Origin of the sequence: Pseudomonas azotoformans, assembly GCF_900103345.1 — a bacterium.
In the GTDB taxonomy this organism is placed as follows: Bacteria; Pseudomonadota; Gammaproteobacteria; order Pseudomonadales; family Pseudomonadaceae; genus Aquipseudomonas; species Aquipseudomonas azotoformans.
In genome coordinates, this window is record NZ_LT629702.1 from 3,004,596 (window position 1) to 3,022,329 (window position 17,734).

17 protein-coding genes and 1 pseudogene are annotated in these 17,734 nt (G+C 60.0%); 16 read left to right on the plus strand and 2 right to left on the minus strand.

Features of this window, described 5'->3' with window-relative positions; all coding sequences use genetic code 11:
• Positions 1–76 precede the first annotated feature (76 nt).
• A complete protein-coding gene (locus BLR69_RS13325) occupies positions 77–769 on the minus strand; it encodes an alpha/beta family hydrolase (protein ID WP_071493833.1) in 693 nt (230 codons plus the stop codon).
• 79 nt (positions 770–848) lie between these two features.
• Here BLR69_RS13325 and ccoN (BLR69_RS13330) point away from each other — a divergent pair, with 79 nt between their 5' ends.
• From ccoN (BLR69_RS13330) to BLR69_RS31160, 9 genes and pseudogenes are all read left to right on the plus strand, one after another.
• Positions 849–2,273: a cytochrome-c oxidase, cbb3-type subunit I gene (gene ccoN, locus BLR69_RS13330; protein ID WP_071493834.1), complete on the plus strand. Its 1,425-nt coding sequence runs from the start codon at positions 849–851 to the stop codon at positions 2,271–2,273.
• Positions 2,274–2,283: 10 nt separating this feature from the next.
• Positions 2,284–2,892, plus strand: coding sequence for a cytochrome-c oxidase, cbb3-type subunit II (ccoO, locus tag BLR69_RS13335; RefSeq protein WP_017735321.1), 609 nt, complete (start codon positions 2,284–2,286; stop codon positions 2,890–2,892).
• 3 nt (positions 2,893–2,895) lie between these two features.
• Positions 2,896–3,096, plus strand: a complete 201-nt coding sequence (locus BLR69_RS13340) for a cbb3-type cytochrome oxidase subunit 3 (protein ID WP_010208563.1) — start codon at positions 2,896–2,898, stop codon at positions 3,094–3,096.
• Positions 3,093–4,040 carry a cytochrome-c oxidase, cbb3-type subunit III gene (gene ccoP / locus BLR69_RS13345; protein WP_071493835.1) on the plus strand — a complete coding sequence of 316 codons (948 nt, stop codon included), beginning with the start codon at positions 3,093–3,095 and terminating at the stop codon, positions 4,038–4,040. Before BLR69_RS13340 ends, ccoP (BLR69_RS13345) begins: the two co-directional genes overlap by 4 nt.
• Before the next feature lie 474 nt (positions 4,041–4,514).
• Positions 4,515–5,957: a cytochrome-c oxidase, cbb3-type subunit I gene (gene ccoN / locus BLR69_RS13350; protein WP_071493836.1), complete on the plus strand. Its 1,443-nt coding sequence runs from the start codon at positions 4,515–4,517 to the stop codon at positions 5,955–5,957.
• Complete coding sequence (gene ccoO, locus BLR69_RS13355; RefSeq protein WP_003193167.1) at positions 5,957–6,565, plus strand: cytochrome-c oxidase, cbb3-type subunit II; 609 nt, start codon at positions 5,957–5,959, stop codon at positions 6,563–6,565. Before ccoN (BLR69_RS13350) ends, ccoO (BLR69_RS13355) begins: the two co-directional genes overlap by 1 nt.
• Positions 6,566–6,568: 3 nt before the next feature.
• Positions 6,569–6,754: a CcoQ/FixQ family Cbb3-type cytochrome c oxidase assembly chaperone gene (locus BLR69_RS13360; protein ID WP_003175465.1), complete on the plus strand. Its 186-nt coding sequence runs from the start codon at positions 6,569–6,571 to the stop codon at positions 6,752–6,754.
• Positions 6,751–7,728: a cytochrome-c oxidase, cbb3-type subunit III gene (gene ccoP, locus BLR69_RS13365; RefSeq protein ID WP_071493837.1), complete on the plus strand. Its 978-nt coding sequence runs from the start codon at positions 6,751–6,753 to the stop codon at positions 7,726–7,728. Before BLR69_RS13360 ends, ccoP (BLR69_RS13365) begins: the two co-directional genes overlap by 4 nt.
• Before the next feature lie 174 nt (positions 7,729–7,902).
• Positions 7,903–8,133, plus strand: a pseudogene (locus BLR69_RS31160) (hypothetical protein); the annotation flags it as partial.
• 324 nt (positions 8,134–8,457) lie between these two features.
• Here BLR69_RS31160 and BLR69_RS13375 read toward each other — a convergent pair.
• Entirely contained in the window at positions 8,458–8,745 is a 288-nt protein-coding gene (locus BLR69_RS13375; RefSeq protein ID WP_071493839.1) for a hypothetical protein, read from the minus strand.
• 1,103 nt (positions 8,746–9,848) lie between these two features.
• Between BLR69_RS13375 and BLR69_RS13380 the strand changes: the two genes are divergently transcribed.
• The 7 genes from BLR69_RS13380 to hemN all read left to right on the plus strand — a co-directional run bounded on the left by BLR69_RS13380 (position 9,849) and on the right by hemN (position 17,731).
• A complete protein-coding gene (locus BLR69_RS13380; protein WP_134434943.1) occupies positions 9,849–10,496 on the plus strand; it encodes a hypothetical protein in 648 nt (215 codons plus the stop codon).
• A 294-nt stretch (positions 10,497–10,790) separates the two neighbouring features.
• The gene (gene ccoG / locus BLR69_RS13385) at positions 10,791–12,194 is read left to right on the plus strand and encodes a cytochrome c oxidase accessory protein CcoG (RefSeq protein ID WP_071493841.1); all 1,404 of its coding nucleotides are present in this window, start codon (positions 10,791–10,793) and stop codon (positions 12,192–12,194) included.
• A gap of 14 nt (positions 12,195–12,208) precedes the next feature.
• Positions 12,209–12,748, plus strand: a complete 540-nt coding sequence (locus BLR69_RS13390; protein ID WP_071491367.1) for a FixH family protein — start codon at positions 12,209–12,211, stop codon at positions 12,746–12,748.
• 141 nt (positions 12,749–12,889) lie between these two features.
• Complete coding sequence (locus BLR69_RS13395) at positions 12,890–15,334, plus strand: heavy metal translocating P-type ATPase (RefSeq protein ID WP_071493842.1); 2,445 nt, start codon at positions 12,890–12,892, stop codon at positions 15,332–15,334.
• A 22-nt stretch (positions 15,335–15,356) separates the two neighbouring features.
• Entirely contained in the window at positions 15,357–15,569 is a 213-nt protein-coding gene (gene ccoS, locus BLR69_RS13400) for a cbb3-type cytochrome oxidase assembly protein CcoS (protein WP_010208549.1), read from the plus strand.
• A complete protein-coding gene (locus BLR69_RS13405) occupies positions 15,562–16,245 on the plus strand; it encodes a sulfite exporter TauE/SafE family protein (protein WP_071493843.1) in 684 nt (227 codons plus the stop codon). The genes ccoS and BLR69_RS13405 overlap by 8 nt, the downstream gene beginning before the upstream one ends.
• A gap of 103 nt (positions 16,246–16,348) precedes the next feature.
• Positions 16,349–17,731 carry an oxygen-independent coproporphyrinogen III oxidase gene (hemN, locus tag BLR69_RS13410; protein ID WP_071493844.1) on the plus strand — a complete coding sequence of 461 codons (1,383 nt, stop codon included), beginning with the start codon at positions 16,349–16,351 and terminating at the stop codon, positions 17,729–17,731.
• The last annotated feature ends 3 nt before the right edge of the window (positions 17,732–17,734 follow it).

Consider the following 17,734-nt stretch of genomic DNA (forward strand, 5'->3'; position numbering starts at 1 on the left):
CCCGCTCCCACATTTAACCGCGTACATCCCTTGGAATGCGGTCGAATGTGGGAGCGGGCTTGCTCGCGAAGAGGCCCTAACAGGCGCCGAGAAACCTGGCCACCTTCCCCGCCGCCGCCTCCAAATGCTGCTCATGACTAAACCCCGACGCCTTCAACGGCTTCAAGTCATGATCCCCCGCCACCAGCCACATCACCTCGATGCTCGGCGACAATTCATACCCTTGCACCGCCGCCCGATTACCCAGCGCATCGCGCTCGCCCTGCACAATCAAGGTTGGCGTCTTCAACCCCGCCAAATGCTCAACCCGTGGTTTCTCCGGCTTGCCCACCGCGTAGAACGGATACCCCAGGCACACCAGTCCATCGGCGCCCAGTTCATCGACCAACAAACTGGCCATGCGCCCGCCCATGGACTTGCCACCAATGGCCAGTTTCCCAGCGACATGACGTCGCACCTCGGCATGCACCCCGCGCCAGGCTTCCAGCAGTTTCGGCGCAGGGTTTGGCGGGCGCTTGCCGCCATCCACCCGGCGCTGGGCCATGTAGGGGAACTCGAAGCGCAACACGTTGACGCCATGCCCGGCAAGGCGCGCAGCCATGTCGTTCATGAAGGATGAGTCCATCGGTGCGCCTGCGCCGTGGGCCAGGATCAGCGTGACGGGATCGCTCGAAAGCGCCACGGCCGCGACATCCCACAACCACCCATGTTCCCGCACACACTGCGCCCATTGATCCCCGTCAATACTGGCCTTGTGCTCTTTGCCCATGCTTGCCTCGCTTTTTAGTCTGCCTATAACTCCAGCCCAAGTGCCGCATCTGCTTGGGTTGAACCGTGGATGGGGAACCATGAACACTACTTTAAGTACCGCCTATAACTACAAGGTGGTCCGCCAATTCGCCATTATGACGGTGGTGTGGGGCATCGTCGGCATGGGGCTCGGGGTTTTTCTCGCGGCCCAATTGGTGTGGCCTGCACTCAACTTCGATCTGCCGTGGACCAGCTTCGGCCGCCTGCGCCCGCTGCACACTAACGCGGTGATCTTCGCCTTCGGTGGCTGCGCGCTGTTCGCCAGCTCCTTCTACTCGGTGCAACGCACCTGCCAAACGCAGCTGTTCGCGCCGAAAATCGCCGCGTTCTGCTTCTGGGGCTGGCAGTTGGTCATCCTGCTGGCTGCGATCTCCCTGCCGCTGGGCTACACCAGCTCCAAGGAATACGCCGAGCTGGAATGGCCGATCGACATTCTGATCACCATTGTCTGGGTGGCCTACGCCATTGTGTTCTTTGGCACCGTGGCCAAGCGCAACACCAAGCACATCTACGTCGGCAACTGGTTCTTCGGTGCGTTCATCATCACCGTGGCCATCCTGCATATCGTCAACAACCTGGAAATCCCGGTCAGCCTGACCAAGTCCTACTCCCTCTACGGCGGTGCGACGGATGCCATGGTGCAGTGGTGGTATGGGCATAACGCGGTCGGCTTTTTCCTCACCGCCGGTTTCCTCGGCATGATGTATTACTTCGTGCCCAAGCAGGCCGAGCGTCCGGTGTATTCCTATCGCTTGTCCATCGTGCACTTCTGGGCGCTGATCACCCTGTACATCTGGGCCGGTCCCCACCACTTGCACTACACCGCACTGCCGGACTGGGCACAGTCCCTGGGCATGGTGATGTCCCTGGTGCTGCTGGCACCGAGCTGGGGCGGCATGATCAACGGCATGATGACCCTGTCGGGCGCCTGGCATAAGTTGCGCAGCGACCCGATCCTGCGCTTCCTGGTGGTGTCCCTGGCGTTCTACGGCATGTCGACCTTCGAAGGCCCGATGATGGCGATCAAGACCGTCAACGCCCTCTCCCACTACACCGACTGGACCATCGGCCACGTACACGCCGGCGCCCTCGGTTGGGTGGCAATGATCTCCATCGGCGCGCTGTACCACATGATCCCGAAAGTCTTCGGTCGCGAGCAGATGTACAGCCTCGGCCTGATCAACGCGCACTTCTGGCTGGCCACCATTGGCACCGTGCTCTACATCGCTTCGATGTGGGTCAACGGCATCGCCCAGGGCCTGATGTGGCGTGCGGTCAACGAAGACGGCACCTTGACTTACTCCTTCGTCGAAACCCTGGTGGCCAGCCACCCAGGCTTCATCGTGCGGCTGGTGGGCGGTGCCATCTTCCTCAGCGGCATGTTCCTGATGGCTTACAACACCTGGCGCACCGTGCGTTCGGCGCAGCCCGCCGAAGTCACCGCTGCAGCGCAGCTGGCCTGAGGAGTCTGTGATGAAACACGAAACGATTGAAAAGAACGTCGGCCTGTTGATGTTGCTGATGGTGCTCGCCGTGAGCATCGGCGGCCTGACCCAGATCGTCCCGCTGTTCTTCCAGGACGTGACCAACAAGCCGGTGGAGGGCATGAAACCCTACACCGCGCTGCAACTGGAAGGCCGTGACATCTACATCCGCGAAGGCTGCGTACAGTGCCACTCGCAGATGATCCGCCCCTTCCGTGCCGAAACCGAACGCTACGGCCACTACTCGGTCGCCGGTGAAAGCGTGTGGGACCACCCGTTCCTGTGGGGCTCCAAGCGTACCGGTCCGGACCTGGCGCGCGTCGGCGCACGCTACTCGGACGACTGGCACCGCGCCCACCTGTACAACCCGCGCAACGTGGTGCCCGAGTCGAAAATGCCGGCCTATCCATGGTTGGTCACCGCCGCCGTCGACAGCAGCCACACCGAGACCAAGTTGAAAGTGATGCGCACCCTCGGCGTGCCATACACCGACGACGACATCAGTGGCGCCGTGGCCAGCCTCAAGGGCAAGACCGAGATGGACGCGCTGGTTTCGTACCTGCAAGTGCTCGGCACTGCCATCAAGAGCAAGAGGTGAGCCATGGGATTTGAATTCGATGCAGGCACCATCCGCGGCCTCGGCACACTGGTGGTGGCCATCGCCTTTATCGGCCTGTCGCTATGGGTGTTCAACAACCGGCGCAACGCGGAATTCGAGCAGGCGCGCCTGCTGCCCTTCGCCGATGAACCCTCTCCATCCGACGCTCAAGAAGAGCCTGCAATAAGGAGCACCCGGCCATGACCCTATTCTGGAGTACATGGATCTGCGTACTGACCCTCGGCAGCCTGATCGGCTTGACCTGGCTCCTGGTCGGCACCCGCAAGGGCGAGACCAAGGGCAGTGTCGACCAGACCATGGGCCACGCCTTCGACGGTATCGAGGAATACGACAACCCGCTGCCCCAGTGGTGGTTCATGCTGTTCGCCGGCACCCTGGTGTTTGCGGTCGGCTATCTGATCCTCTACCCGGGCCTGGGCAACTGGAAAGGCGTGTTGCCGGGCTATGAAGACGGCTGGACCCAGACCAAGGAATGGGACAAGGAAATGGCCAAGGCCGACGCCAAGTTCGGGCCGATCTTCGCCAAATTCTCGGCCATGCCCGTGGAAGAAGTGGCCAAGAACCCGCAAGCGCTGAAAATGGGCGGTCGCCTGTTCGCTTCCAACTGTGCGGTGTGCCACGGCTCGGATGCCAAGGGCGCGTTTGGTTTCCCGAACCTGGCGGACAACATCTGGCGCTGGGGCGGTTCGGCCGAGGCGATCAAGACCACCATCCTCAACGGCCGCCACGCGGCGATGCCGGCCTGGGGTGACATGCTCGGCGATGAGGGTGTGAAGAACGTTGCGGCCTTTGTTCGCCACGACCTGGCCAAGTTGCCCCTGCCCGCCGACAGCAGCGCCGATGTGGCTGCCGGCCAGGCGGCCTTCAACACCACCTGTGTTGCCTGCCACGGTCCGGAAGGCCACGGCATGGAAGCCATGGGCGCGCCCGACCTGACCAAACCGGCCGGGTACATCTACGGCACCAGCCTTGCGCAGTTGCAGCAGACCATCCGCCACGGCCGCCAAGGCCAGATGCCGGCGCAGGAAGTGCTGCAGGGCAATGACAAGGTGCACCTGCTGGCCGCTTATGTTTACAGCCTGTCCCACAACGCTGATGGCGCAACGCCAGAAAGCCAAGCGCAATAACCTTCAACCGCCGCCCCTGATCAGGGGCGGCCCCCGGTTTTCCTGTAGGGGCGAGCTTGCTCGCGAAGAGCGTCAACGATGAAGCGGTGATCCTGATTCAGCGCGGCGCCCTCACGTTTTTCGCGAGCAAGCTCGCTCCTACAAAGAATCCAATGTCGCCTTCACTGACGCGACCAAGTGTCACACCCTTCCAAAGCACAACTTTCCCCTCCTCACTTTCGGGTCTACGCTTGTTCCCACAGCGGACCAATCCTGGCGTACGCGACGACATTCGTTGCGACCCCCTGAATTTTCCTGTCCACTTGATCAGCTTTCGATTTCCGATTTTGTCCTTACACCAAACATGGAAAGGGCGCAGAATCTGGCGTGGAACGCATTGATACAGGTCAGTCATTGCGTTGCAATGACCCCTCGCTTTCTACATACTTGCGGCCGATTTTACCTATAAAAAAACCTAAACCGTGGAACCTTAGAATGAGCACAGCAATCAGTCCGACTGCTTATAACTATAAGGTAGTCCGCCAGTTCGCCATCATGACGGTGGTCTGGGGGATCCTTGGCATGGGGCTCGGGGTGTTCATCGCCTCGCAACTGGTCTGGCCGGAATTGAATTTCGGTTTGCCATGGACGACCTTTGGCCGCCTGCGCCCGCTGCACACCAACCTGGTGATCTTCGCCTTCGGCGGATGTGCATTGTTTGCCACCTCCTACTATGTCGTGCAGCGAACCTGCCAGACGCGACTGATCTCCGACAGCCTTGCGGCCTTCACCTTCTGGGGTTGGCAAGCGGTCATCGTCGGCGCCATCGTCACCCTGCCGCTGGGTTACACCACCACCAAGGAGTACGCCGAGCTGGAATGGCCCATCGCCATTTTGCTTGCCATCGTGTGGGTGGCCTATGCCGTGGTGTTCTTCGGCACCATCGTCAAGCGCAAGACCAAGCACATCTACGTGGGCAACTGGTTCTACGGCGCATTCATCCTGGTCACGGCGATGCTGCACATCGTCAACCACGCCTCGTTGCCGGTGAGCCTGTTCAAGTCCTACTCGGCCTACGCCGGGGCCACGGACGCGATGATCCAGTGGTGGTACGGCCACAATGCCGTGGGTTTCTTCCTGACCACCGGTTTCCTGGGGATGATGTACTACTTCGTGCCGAAACAGGCCGAACGTCCCATTTACTCGTACCGCCTGTCCATCGTGCATTTCTGGGCACTGATCACCCTGTACATCTGGGCCGGCCCGCACCACTTGCACTACACCGCGTTGCCGGACTGGGCACAGTCCCTGGGCATGGCGATGTCGATCATCCTGCTGGCCCCGAGCTGGGGCGGCATGATCAACGGCATGATGACCCTGTCCGGCGCCTGGCATAAATTGCGCACCGATCCGATCCTGCGCTTCCTGGTGGTGTCGCTGGCGTTCTACGGCATGTCGACCTTCGAAGGGCCGATGATGGCGATCAAGACCGTCAACTCGCTGTCCCACTACACCGACTGGACCATCGGCCACGTACACGCCGGCGCCCTCGGCTGGGTGGCGATGATCTCCATCGGCGCGCTGTACCACATGATCCCCAAACTGTTCGGCCGTCCGCAGATGCACAGCGTTGGCCTGATCAACGCGCACTTCTGGCTGGCCACCATCGGTACCGTGCTCTACATCGCCTCGATGTGGGTCAACGGCATCACCCAGGGCCTGATGTGGCGAGCCATCAACGATGACGGCACCCTCACCTACTCCTTCGTCGAAGCGCTGCAAGCCAGCCATCCGGGTTACATCGTGCGCGCCCTGGGCGGTGCATTCTTTGCCTCCGGCATGTTCCTGATGGCCTACAACGTCTGGCGCACCGTGCGTGCCGCCGACCCGGCAGAAGCCGAAGCCGCCGCCAAGATCGCCGTTGTGGGAGCTCACTGATGAAGCATGAAGTAGTCGAGAAGAATATCGGCCTGCTGGCCTTCTTCATGGTCATCGCCGTGAGTATCGGCGGCCTGACCCAGATCGTTCCGCTGTTTTTCCAGGACGTGACCAACAAGCCGGTGGAAGGCATGAAGCCGCGCACCGCCCTTGAACTGGAAGGCCGCGACGTCTACATCGCCAACGGCTGTGTCGGCTGCCACTCGCAGATGATCCGCCCGTTCCGTGCCGAAACCGAACGCTACGGCCACTACTCGGTCGCCGGTGAAAGCGTGTGGGACCACCCGTTCCTGTGGGGCTCCAAGCGTACCGGCCCGGACCTCGCCCGTGTCGGCGGGCGTTACTCCGATGACTGGCAGCGTGCGCACCTGTACAACCCGCGCAACGTGGTGCCTGAGTCGAAAATGCCGGCGTACCCGTTCCTCGTGGAAAACAAGCTCGACGGCAAGGACACCGCGAAGAAGATGGAAGTCTTGCGCACCCTGGGCGTGCCCTACACCGACGAAGACATCGCCGGTGCAGCCGCCGCCGTGAAGGGCAAGACCGAAATGGACGCACTGGTGGCCTACCTGCAAGGCCTGGGCACCATCATCAAAAGCAAACGGTGATCTATGGATATCGGGATGATTCGTGGCCTGGGCACCGTTGTGGTGATGGTGGCCTTTATTGGCCTGGCGTTGTGGGTGTTCAGCCCCAAGCGCAAGTCGGAGTTTGAAGACGCGACCTTGCTGCCCTTTGCGGATGATCCCGAAGCCATCAAGCACGTCGAGCAAGCTTCTAGGAGTAACAAAGAATGACTACGTTCTGGAGTCTGTACGTCACAGTCCTCAGTCTGGGTACCATCTTCGCCCTGACCTGGCTGTTGCTGTCGACCCGCAAGGGCCAGCGCGCCGAGCAAACCGACGAAACCGTCGGCCACTCGTTCGACGGCATCGAGGAGTACGACAACCCGCTGCCCAAGTGGTGGTTCATGCTGTTCGTCGGCACCATCGTCTTCGCCCTCGGCTACCTGGCGCTGTACCCCGGCCTGGGCAACTGGAAGGGCCTGCTGCCGGGCTACAACTACCTCGATACCGACAAACAAACCCCTTTCGCCAACGGCCAGACCGGCTGGACCGGCGTGCACGAATGGGAAAAGGAAATGGCCAGGTCGGACGCCAAGTTCGGGCCGATCTTCGCCAAATTCGCGTCGATGCCGATTGAAGAAGTCGCCAAGGACCCGCAAGCCCTGAAGATGGGTGGCCGCCTGTTCGCTTCCAACTGCTCGGTGTGCCACGGCTCCGACGCCAAGGGCGCGTATGGCTTTCCCAACCTGACCGACGCCGACTGGCGCTGGGGCGGCGAGCCGGCCACCATCAAGGAAACCATCATGAAGGGTCGCCATGCGGTGATGCCGGCGTGGTTGGATATCCTCAAGGAACAAGGCGTCAGCGATGTGGCCGCGTTCGTGCTCACCAACCTCGACGGGCGCAAACTGCCCGAAGGCGTGAAAGCCGATGTGGCCAACGGCGAGAAACTCTTCGCCGCCAACTGCGTGGCCTGCCACGGCCCGGCCGGTAAAGGTACCCCAGCCATGGGTGCACCCGACCTGACCCACCCCGGTGCGTTCATCTACGGTTCGAGCTTCGCCCAACTGCAGCAGACCATCCGTTGGGGTCGCCAGGGCCAGATGCCGGCGCAGGAGCAACTGCAAGGCAATGACAAGGTGCACTTGCTGGCGGCGTATGTGTACAGCTTGTCCCATGGGGATAAACCGGCCGACACCGAGTGAAGCGTTAAAACAAAACAGCCTCGCCAATATTAATCGGCGGGGCTTTTTTTTGAGTGCACAACAACTTCACTCACCGACAACATCAGCGTCATCGACAATTCACTGATTAACCTGCAAGCGCAGGCGCGTGCAGGCGATCGGCACCATTACAGCGAGGAACGCGCAAGACCTGCCCACCCGGTTGCATTCATCTAGGGTTCAAGCTTCGCCCAACTGCAGCAAACCATCCGCTACGCCCGTAAGGGCCACATGCCTGCGCAGGAACGGTTGCAAGGCAATGACAGGGTGCACTCGCTGGCAGTGTATGTTTACGGCCAATCCCATGGAAATAAGGCGACGGACGCGGAGCAAGTGACTCAGCACCACCAAACAGCCCGCCAGTGCTCTGGCGAGCTGCTTCTTTGAGGCTCGATGATGTTTCAGCACAACGCGTTGCATACATCAACCGGGGTTACAAGGAGTCCGATCTTTTTTCTATCAACATCCAACTCGTTGTTACATATGACGAAGGTTTGTAACCACGGTAACGTGCAATCTCTTCGCCCTTATCCGAAAGTGCTACCCGGACAGTCCCGTGGAAAGGGTCGTCCAGGTATTCAATCCTGTGCGTCAACTCGTCTACGATAGTACCGACGCCGATCCTTCCATCTTGATCACCATCCAGTTTCCTGAACAGAAACCGACGAGACAACAACTGAAGTTTTTAATAAATATTGGCTGATATTGTTATCACTCGAGTGATCGGAAAGTGATTAAACCCTTGGCACCAATAACATGTTGGATATTATGACGATCAATTTCCCCATCCAGCCGGCCATGCGCATCTATATCAAGCTGATTCATAATGTACGGACGGCATAGAATTGCATCCGCCAGCGGTGAGCCTTCAACGGTCAATCCATGCACCTCTTCTCGACTCTTCTCAACGAGTTCGGTGTGATAAAAACCCTTTTCAAATGGATCGACGTACTTGTCGAAACTGGCCAGCAACTTCAAGGTCAAGGCTTGATCGCTCAATCCCGTCCAAAGAGGTAAGCTCCTGAGCATTGATGACATTATATGAAGCCCCGTCCGGTGAAACCGTAAGGGCGTTGATGATTACTCACAATTGTATTGCACTACCTGAAAACCGCACTTCACCCTTTTGAAGTCACCAGCCAATTGCTTGGACATCCGTAAAATCGCTCCAAGCGGCATATTGTATGCGCACCGTTTTTTCCTCTTCGGGCCACAGCGCGATACGAGATGGCGCAGACAGTAGTGGAGCATTCAACACATTATTTATAATCATAGTATTACCTTAGAATAGTAACCACGTTGATAGCAGTGTCTACTCGTGTGTGGCAACTCGACGCTATCAGTTCCACTCACAACGGCATTAAACAACTTACACAAATGTCATAAACCATTTCAAGCTGTCAATCCCTTACATCCTCTACAGTGCCGCCCCACCTTGGCGCCCCTGCAGTATCCATCCAGCTCACTCAGCAGCGAATCGCCTGCGGATACGTCTTAGCGCGTTAGGATCGAGCCAATACCCAGGGTGTCATCTATAAACTAGAAACTCCGATTCCGATATCAGAAGCTGGTCACAAGCGAGTGTAAGCGTGCGGTTAGTTGGCCTGGGCATACAGCGGGCTCAACCGAACGTTAGTTGACAACCACATTAGCCTGCCAGGCTCAACCGTCCAGGGCTGTCGGTTTGCGGTTCTATTGTTCCTCGGCTTTATTGTCCCCATGGGACTAGCTGTAGTTGCCCAAGCGTGGTTAAGGCCACCAGTGGCCGAGGGCGAAGATTAGGGCGGCGGCAAACGGCATGAACCGCCATCAGCGGTACCGGGTTATCATATGTCGTTGCAAAATTGTTGAATCTGCACCGCTGGCAGTGTACATGCGGCGACAATGAGTCAAGCAGTGAACCCTACATTCAGATAGTCAATCTCTCGTAAAATTTATCCTCTCCGCTGTGCAGGCTGGTACAAAAATTGATGTCAGAGCCGCAACGTAATAACCGTAGAAAATATTCTTAAATAATTGCTTCGGTTTCAGTTGGAACGGTAGGACGGGGTGTTTCCACCAAGAGGGGCCATAGACAACTGGTTTTAATTTAGGGACTGTTAATGACTGCGATTGGAAATGTTTATTATAACCCCTCGGCGCCGACTCAAGCTTCGTCTACTCCAGCAACGCGCGACCTTAAAAATTATTACATGAACACTACAGAGGAGGGGATAGTCTTTCTTCTGCGTACGTACTTTGACAAGTTTGAAGATCCCAAGCACCCAGGTTCTGTAACTCGCGAACATCTGGCGAAAATGGCGTACTTCCCTGAAATGGATGGGGTCGACCCTTACGATTCAGCGTTCGCCAGGGCCATCTTGGAAAAAGATAGGCTGTTCGAAAAGCTAGATGGTTACGGCAAAGACAAACATGATGGAAAAATTGATCAGGCCAGTCTCGCGTCATTTGAAAGAAAAGATAATGGTCGATTCTCTACCATGAGTGATAGGGATATAACTCGACACCTCTTCGATAATTTCAATGATTTCAAACTGGTGAGTTGGAGTAGCACGGGTAGAAAATTTAACGAACTATCTATTCAAAGACTTCAACAGGTACTCAATTCGAAAAACTATAATGATGAAAAAAAGATGTTCATACGTGAATTCTTTAACCGTCCTGAGCTAATGCAGCAATTGGGGTTTCATGGTAAGTCCAGCTTGGTTACTCGTGATGATGTCAAGCAGAAGCTCCCGTATATCAGGTAAGTGCGAAAGGGTTACCAAAGCCCCATGAAAAAAGCCCCGCCAGTTTTTACTGCGCGGGGCTTCGTCGCTTCTAAAACCTTACTCTCCGAGCCCGGAGAGCCAAAAACCGTCCATACTCACCTGTCAATTGACCCAGATCACTTACACCATCAATTGATCTCCCCCAACGCGACCAAAGGTCGCACCCTTTGACAGGGATCAGGGGCGTATCATTACGCCACTGCAATATCCTTAATTTGACCCCGGTTGGCACGTACTGGCCGAGGCAAATCTCCACCGCCGTGGGATGCAATGATGAGCGACCAGATACCGGTACATGACGTTACCCCGCCTGCCAAAACCGTCGACCTCTACGCCTCGCGAGAGAAAATCTACACCCGCGCCTTCACCGGCCTGTTCCGCAACCTGCGCATGCTCGGCGGTGCCGGCCTGTTCCTGCTCTACTTCGGCACGGTGTGGCTGAACTGGGGTGGGCACCAGGCCGTGTGGTGGAACCTGCCAGAGCGTAAGTTCTTTATTTTTGGCGCGACCTTCTGGCCCCAGGACTTCATCCTTCTCTCGGGCATTCTCATCGTTGCGGCGTTTGGCTTGTTCTTCATCACGGTGTATGCCGGCCGCGTGTGGTGCGGCTACACCTGCCCGCAGAGCGTGTGGACCTGGATCTTCATGTGGTGCGAAAAGGTCACCGAAGGCGACCGCAACCAGCGCATCAAGCTCGACAAGGCCCCCATGGGCGCCAACAAGTTCCTGCGCAAATTCAGCAAGCACACCCTGTGGCTGCTGATCGGTTTTGTCACCGGCATGACCTTTGTCGGCTACTTCTCGCCGATCCGCGAACTGGTGTTTGACTTCTTCACCGGCCAGGCCGATGGCTGGTCGTATTTCTGGGTGGGTTTCTTCACCCTCGCCACCTACGGCAACGCCGGCTGGCTGCGCGAACAGGTGTGTATCTACATGTGCCCGTATGCGCGCTTCCAGAGCGTGATGTTCGACAAGGACACCCTGATCGTTTCCTACGACCCACGCCGTGGCGAGCTGCGAGGCCCGCGCAAGAAAGGCGTCGACTACAAGGCCCAGGGCCTCGGCGATTGCATCGACTGCACGATGTGCGTGCAGGTGTGCCCGACCGGTATCGACATCCGCGACGGCCTGCAGATCGAGTGCATCGGCTGCGCCGCGTGCATCGACGCCTGCGACAACATCATGGATAAGATGGAGTACCCACGCGGCCTGATCAGCTACACCACCGAGCACAACCTGTCGGGGCAGAAAACCCACAAGCTGCGCCCACGCCTGATCGGCTACGCGCTGGTGTTGCTGGCGATGATCAGCCTGCTGGTGGCGGCGTTCTTCATGCGCTCGCTGGTGGGTTTCGACGTGAGCAAGGACCGCGTGCTGTACCGCGAAAACGCCGAAGGCCGCATCGAGAACGTCTACAGCCTGAAGATCATGAACAAGGACCAGCGCGACCACACCTACGTGCTCGACGCCGCCGGCCTGCCCGACCTCAAGCTGCAAGGCCGCCGCGAGATCAAGGTGGCGGCCGGCGATATCGTCAGCATGCCGGTGGAGCTGTCGAGTGCGCCGGAACAGTTGCCGTCGAGCACCAACGAGGTGAAATTCATCCTCACCGATGCCGATGACGCCAGCGTCCATATTGAAGCCAAGAGCCGATTCATCGGCCCACAAGTCCGCTAACAGGGAACCGAACAATGTCCGTAGCAACTGCCGCAAGCCCTTGGTACAAGCACCTCTGGCCCTGGATCATCATTGGCATCCTGGCCTGTTCGGTGACCTTGACCCTGTCCATGGTGACCATCGCGGTGAACAACCCGGACAACCTGGTCAACGACAACTACTACGAGGCCGGCAAAGGCATCAACCGCTCCCTCGACCGCGAGCTACTCGCGCAGACCCTGCAACTGCGCGCCAAGGTGCACCTGGATGAGCTGACCGGTGAAGTCGAGGTCAACCTTACCGGCTACAGCAACCCGAAAACCCTGGAGCTGAACCTGATTTCCCCGACCCAGCCGGAGAAAGACCGCAAGATCAACCTGGCCCGTAGCGACAGTGAGCCCGGCCGCTACATCGGCCAAGTCACCGACAAGGTCGAAGGCCGGCGCTTCGTCGAGTTGCTCGGCGTGGAAGGCGACCGGACCTGGCGCATGTTCGAGGAAGAACAAGTCAGCCACGACAAGGACTTGCTGCTGGGTGATGAACCGTTGCAGGGTGCCGAAGACCTGAAAAAATAAAAAGCCTGCGCTTCGCGCATCGGGGGCAAGCCCCCTCCCACACTGGATTGGGTTTACACATATCTATTGGTGAAATCAGTCAAATGTGGGAGGGGGCTTGCCCCCGATGAGGCCCTACCAGCCACCATAGATTCCCAAGCCATGACCACCCCCTGCTACCACTGCGCCCTCCCCGTCCCCTCCGGTAGCCGTTTCACCACGGTCATCCTCGGTGAGCGCCGCGAACTCTGCTGCCCCGGCTGCCAGGCCGTGGCCGAAGCCATCGTGGCCGGTGGGCTGGAAAGTTATTACCAGCACCGCAGCGAAGCCTCAGCCAACCCTGAGGCGTTGCCGGTGCAACTGGTGGACGAGTTGGCGCTGTATGACCGCGCCGACGTGCAGAAACCCTTTGTGCGTCACGCAGGCGAGCTGGCCGAAACCACCCTGCTGATGGAGGGCATCAGTTGCGCCGCCTGCGGCTGGCTGATCGAGAAACACCTGCGCAGCTTGCCCGCCGTGGCCGAGGCGCGGTTGAACCTGTCCAACCACCGCCTGCACGTGCGTTGGGCCGATGGGCAACTGCCGCTGAGCCAACTGCTCGGTGAACTGCGCCATATCGGCTACGCCGCTCACCCCTATCAGGCGGATCGCGCCGCCGAGCAACTGGCCGGGGAAAACCGCCTGGCCCTGCGCCAACTGGGCGTGGCCGGGCTGCTGTGGTTCCAGGCGATGATGGCAACCATGGCCACCTGGCCGGAATTCAACATCGACCTGAGCCCCGAGTTGCATGTGATCCTGCGCTGGGTGGCGATGTTTCTTACAACACCCATCGTGTTCTACAGCTGTGCACCGTTTTTCAAGGGCGCCCTGCGCGACTTGCGCACGCGCCACCTGACCATGGACGTCTCGGTATCCCTGGCCATCGGCGGGGCGTACCTGGCGGGCATCTGGACCGCGATCACCGGCACGGGCGAGTTGTACTTCGATGCGGTGGGCATGTTTGCGTTGTTCCTGCTGGCTGGCCGTTACCTGGAGCGCCGCGCCAGGGAGCGCACGGCCGCCGCGACGGCGCAATTGGTGAACCTGCTGCCCGCCTCGTGCCTGCGGCTCAAGCCCGACGGCCAGAGCGAGCGCATCCTGCTCCCCGAACTGATGCTAGGCGACCGCGTGCTGGTGCACCCCGGCGCCGTGCTGCCGGCGGATGGGGTGATTCTCGATGGACAATCGAGCATTGATGAATCCCTGCTCACCGGTGAGTACCTGCCGCAACCGCGCCAGACCGGCGACGCGGTCACGGCGGGCACGCTGAATGTCGAGGGGGCATTGACCGTCGAAGTACGTGCCCTGGGCCATGACACACGCCTGTCCGCCATCGTGCGTTTGCTTGAGCGCGCCCAGGCCGATAAACCACGCCTGGCGCAGATCGCCGACCGGGCCGCGCAGTGGTTCCTGTTGTGCTCGCTGATCGCCGCCGCGCTGATCGGCCTGCTGTGGTGGGAACTGGATGCGTCGCGGGCGTTCTGGATTGTGCTGGCAATGCTGGTGGCGACTTGTCCCTGTGCGCTGTCCCTGGCCACTCCCACCGCCCTCACCGCCGCCACCGGTACTTTGCACAAACTCGGGTTACTGCTAACTCGCGGCCATGTGCTGGAAGGGCTGAACCAGATCGACACAGTGATCTTCGACAAGACCGGCACCCTCACCGAAGGGCGCCTGGCGTTGAGAGCCATCCGGCCCTTGGGGTCGTTGAGCACCGACCTGTGCCTGAGCTTGGCCGCCGCCCTGGAAAACCGCTCCGAACACCCGATTGCCCGCGCCTTTGGGCGTGCGCCATTGGCCGCCGATGAGGTCATCAGTTCGCCAGGGCTGGGCCTTGAAGGTCGTGTCGGCGAGCGCGTATTGCGCATTGGCCAGCCGGGCTTTGTCTGCGAACTCAGTGGTTGCCCGATTCCTGCAGCGCCGCAGGTTTGCGGCCAATGGCTGTTGCTCGGCGACCGCGACGGCGCCCTGGCCTGGTTCGTGCTCGACGACCGCCTGCGCAGTGATGCCCCTGCCCTGCTGGCCGCGTGCAAGGCGCGTGGTTGGCGCACGCTGTTGCTGTCCGGGGACAGTTCGCCGATGGTCACCAGCGTCGCCGCCGAGTTGGGTATCGACGAGGCCCACGGCGGCCTGCGCCCGGATGACAAGCTGCAAGTCCTTCAGCAACTGCACAAGGAAGGCCGCAAGGTGCTGATGCTTGGTGATGGCGTCAACGATGTGCCGGTACTCGCCGCCGCGGACATCAGCGTGGCGATGGGCACGGCCACCGACCTGGCCAAGACCAGCGCCGATGCGGTGTTGCTGTCCAACCGCCTGGACGCCTTGGTGCAAGCCTTTACTCTGGCGCGGTGCACCCGCCGGGTAATCATTGAAAACCTGCTGTGGGCCGGGCTGTACAATGGCCTTATGCTGCCGTTTGCCGCCCTGGGCTGGATCACTCCCATCTGGGCGGCGATCGGCATGTCCCTCAGTTCGTTGACCGTGGTGCTCAATGCCCTGCGCCTGACTCGCCTGCCGAGCGCGCCAGCCGCCCGAGCCCCCTCAGTAACCCGCCCGCTGCCGGTGTGAGCCGCGCGGGCATGGAGTGCAGATGCCAGCTTTATACGTAATGATCCCGGCGGCGCTGCTCTTGGTGGGCGTGGCCATCTACATCTTCTTCTGGGCCGTGGACAGCGGCCAGTACGACGACCTCGACGGCCCGGCCCATAGCGTGCTGTTCGACGATCAGGACCCGAACCACCTGGCTGGCGTCGAAGAGGCCAACCACCCCGAACAACCACCAAAAGACCCGCCCCATGCTTGAGCTGGCGCCGCTGCTGGTCTCTGCGCTGATCCTCGGCCTGCTCGGTGGCGGCCATTGCCTGGGCATGTGCGGCGGGTTGATGGGCGCGCTGACCCTGGCGATCCCCAAGGAGCAACGCGGCCGCCGGTTTCAACTGCTGCTGGCCTACAACCTGGGACGTATCCTCAGCTATGCCGCGGCCGGCGTGTTGATCGGCCTCGCCGGCTGGGCGGTGGCGAACAGCCCGGCGGCGATGTTCATGCGCGTGCTCGCCGGCCTGCTGTTGATCAGCATGGGCCTGTACCTGGCGGGCTGGTGGAGCGGTCTCACCCGTATCGAAAGCCTCGGACGCGGCCTGTGGCGCTATATACAGCCGGTCGCCAACCGTTTGCTGCCCGTGTCCAGCGTACCGCGTGCATTGCTGCTGGGGGCGCTGTGGGGATGGTTGCCGTGCGGGTTGGTCTACAGCACGTTGCTGTGGGCGGCGAGCCAGGGCAATGCCTGGGACAGTGGGTTGTTGATGCTGGCGTTCGGGCTGGGGACTTGGCCGGTGCTGTTGGCTACAGGTCTGGCGGCTGAGCGGGTGACGGCGCTGTTGCGCAAGCGCAGCGTGAGGATGGCCGGCGGCTTGCTGGTGATCCTGTTTGGAATATGGACGTTACCCGGTCCGCATCAGCACTGGTTGATGGGCCATTAAATCGCCATGTGGCATAGCGCCGCTCCCTGTTGATGCAAATCAAGGTGGGCGCCCCGGACAGCCCCTAGACTCGGCCCACTAGCCTATCCGGGGGAACGCCCGCATGCTCGACGCCATTCGTTGGGATACCGATCTGATTCACCGCTACGACCTGGCGGGACCGCGCTACACGTCCTACCCCACCGCCGTACAATTCGACAGCCAGGTCGGCACTTTCGACCTGCTCCACGCCCTGCGCGACAGCCGCAAGGCGGTGCGGCCACTGTCGCTGTATGTGCATGTGCCGTTCTGCGCGAACATCTGCTACTACTGCGCCTGCAACAAGGTCATCACCAAGGACCGTGGCCGCGCCCAGGCCTACCTGCAACGCCTGGAGCAGGAAATACAGCTGGTGGCGTGCCACCTCGACCCCAGACAACCGGTGGAACAGCTGCACTTCGGCGGCGGCACCCCGACGTTTCTCAGCCACGACGAATTGCGCCAGGTGATGAGCTGCCTGCGCCAGCACTTCAATTTGCTGGATGACGATTCCGGTGACTACGGCATCGAGATCGACCCACGCGAAGCGGATTGGGCCACCATGGGCCTGCTGCGCGAGCTGGGTTTCAACCGCGTGAGTATCGGCCTGCAAGACCTCGACCCCGAGGTGCAACGGGCGGTCAACCGCCTGCAAAGCCTGGAAGAAACCCGCGCGGTGATCGATGCGGCACGCACCCTGCAATTTCGCTCGATCAATATCGACCTGATCTACGGCCTGCCCAAGCAAACGCCGATCAACTTCGCACGCACCGTGGAAGAGGTAATCAGGCTGCAGCCCGACCGCTTGTCGGTGTTCAACTACGCCCACCTGCCGGAACGCTTCATGCCCCAGCGGCGCATCAACACCGATGAACTGCCGTCCCCGGCCTCAAAGCTGTTGATGCTGCAAACCACCATCGAGCAACTGACCCAGGCCGGCTACCGCTACATCGGCATGGATCACTTCGCCCTGCCCGACGACGAACTGGCCATCGCCCAGGAAGAAGGCACCCTGCAGCGCAATTTCCAGGGCTATACCACCCACGGCCATTGCGACTTGATCGGGCTTGGTGTGTCGGCGATCAGCCAGATTGGCGACCTGTACTGCCAGAACAGCAGCGACCTCAACGCCTACCAGAACACCCTGGCCGGCGCACAACTGGCCACCAGTCGCGGCCTGGTCTGCACCACGGACGACCGGTTGCGCCGGGAAGTAATTCAGCAATTGATCTGCAATTTCAGCCTGGACTTCGACAAGATCGAGCAGGCGTTCACCATTGATTTTCGCGGATATTTTTCCGAGATCTGGCCGCAACTGGAGGCCATGGCCGAGGATGGCCTGATCGAACTCGACGCCCAGGCCATTCGTGTACTGCCTGCCGGGCGCCTGCTGGTGCGTTCGGTGTGCATGGTGTTCGATGCCTACCTGGAGCACCAGAACCGGCAGCGGTTTTCACGGGTGATCTGACCC

Excerpts from the sequence above, each read along its gene's own strand:
- hemN (WP_071493844.1), top strand. The coding sequence starts at position 16,349 with ATGCTCGACGCCATTCGTTGGGATACCGATCTGATTCACCGCTACGAC.
- ccoP (WP_071493835.1), top strand. The coding sequence starts at position 3,093 with ATGACCCTATTCTGGAGTACATGGATCTGCGTACTGACCCTCGGCAGC.
- ccoP (WP_071493837.1), top strand. The coding sequence starts at position 6,751 with ATGACTACGTTCTGGAGTCTGTACGTCACAGTCCTCAGTCTGGGTACC.
- BLR69_RS13325 (WP_071493833.1), bottom strand. The coding sequence starts at position 769 with ATGGGCAAAGAGCACAAGGCCAGTATTGACGGGGATCAATGGGCGCAG.
- BLR69_RS13340 (WP_010208563.1), top strand. The coding sequence starts at position 2,896 with ATGGGATTTGAATTCGATGCAGGCACCATCCGCGGCCTCGGCACACTG.
- ccoN (WP_071493836.1), top strand. The coding sequence starts at position 4,515 with ATGAGCACAGCAATCAGTCCGACTGCTTATAACTATAAGGTAGTCCGC.
- ccoS (WP_010208549.1), top strand. The coding sequence starts at position 15,357 with ATGCCAGCTTTATACGTAATGATCCCGGCGGCGCTGCTCTTGGTGGGC.
- BLR69_RS13360 (WP_003175465.1), top strand. The coding sequence starts at position 6,569 with ATGGATATCGGGATGATTCGTGGCCTGGGCACCGTTGTGGTGATGGTG.
- BLR69_RS13405 (WP_071493843.1), top strand. The coding sequence starts at position 15,562 with ATGCTTGAGCTGGCGCCGCTGCTGGTCTCTGCGCTGATCCTCGGCCTG.
- ccoO (WP_017735321.1), top strand. The coding sequence starts at position 2,284 with ATGAAACACGAAACGATTGAAAAGAACGTCGGCCTGTTGATGTTGCTG.
- BLR69_RS13390 (WP_071491367.1), top strand. The coding sequence starts at position 12,209 with ATGTCCGTAGCAACTGCCGCAAGCCCTTGGTACAAGCACCTCTGGCCC.
- BLR69_RS13395 (WP_071493842.1), top strand. The coding sequence starts at position 12,890 with ATGACCACCCCCTGCTACCACTGCGCCCTCCCCGTCCCCTCCGGTAGC.
- BLR69_RS13380 (WP_134434943.1), top strand. The coding sequence starts at position 9,849 with ATGACTGCGATTGGAAATGTTTATTATAACCCCTCGGCGCCGACTCAA.
- ccoO (WP_003193167.1), top strand. The coding sequence starts at position 5,957 with ATGAAGCATGAAGTAGTCGAGAAGAATATCGGCCTGCTGGCCTTCTTC.
- ccoN (WP_071493834.1), top strand. The coding sequence starts at position 849 with ATGAACACTACTTTAAGTACCGCCTATAACTACAAGGTGGTCCGCCAA.
- ccoG (WP_071493841.1), top strand. The coding sequence starts at position 10,791 with ATGAGCGACCAGATACCGGTACATGACGTTACCCCGCCTGCCAAAACC.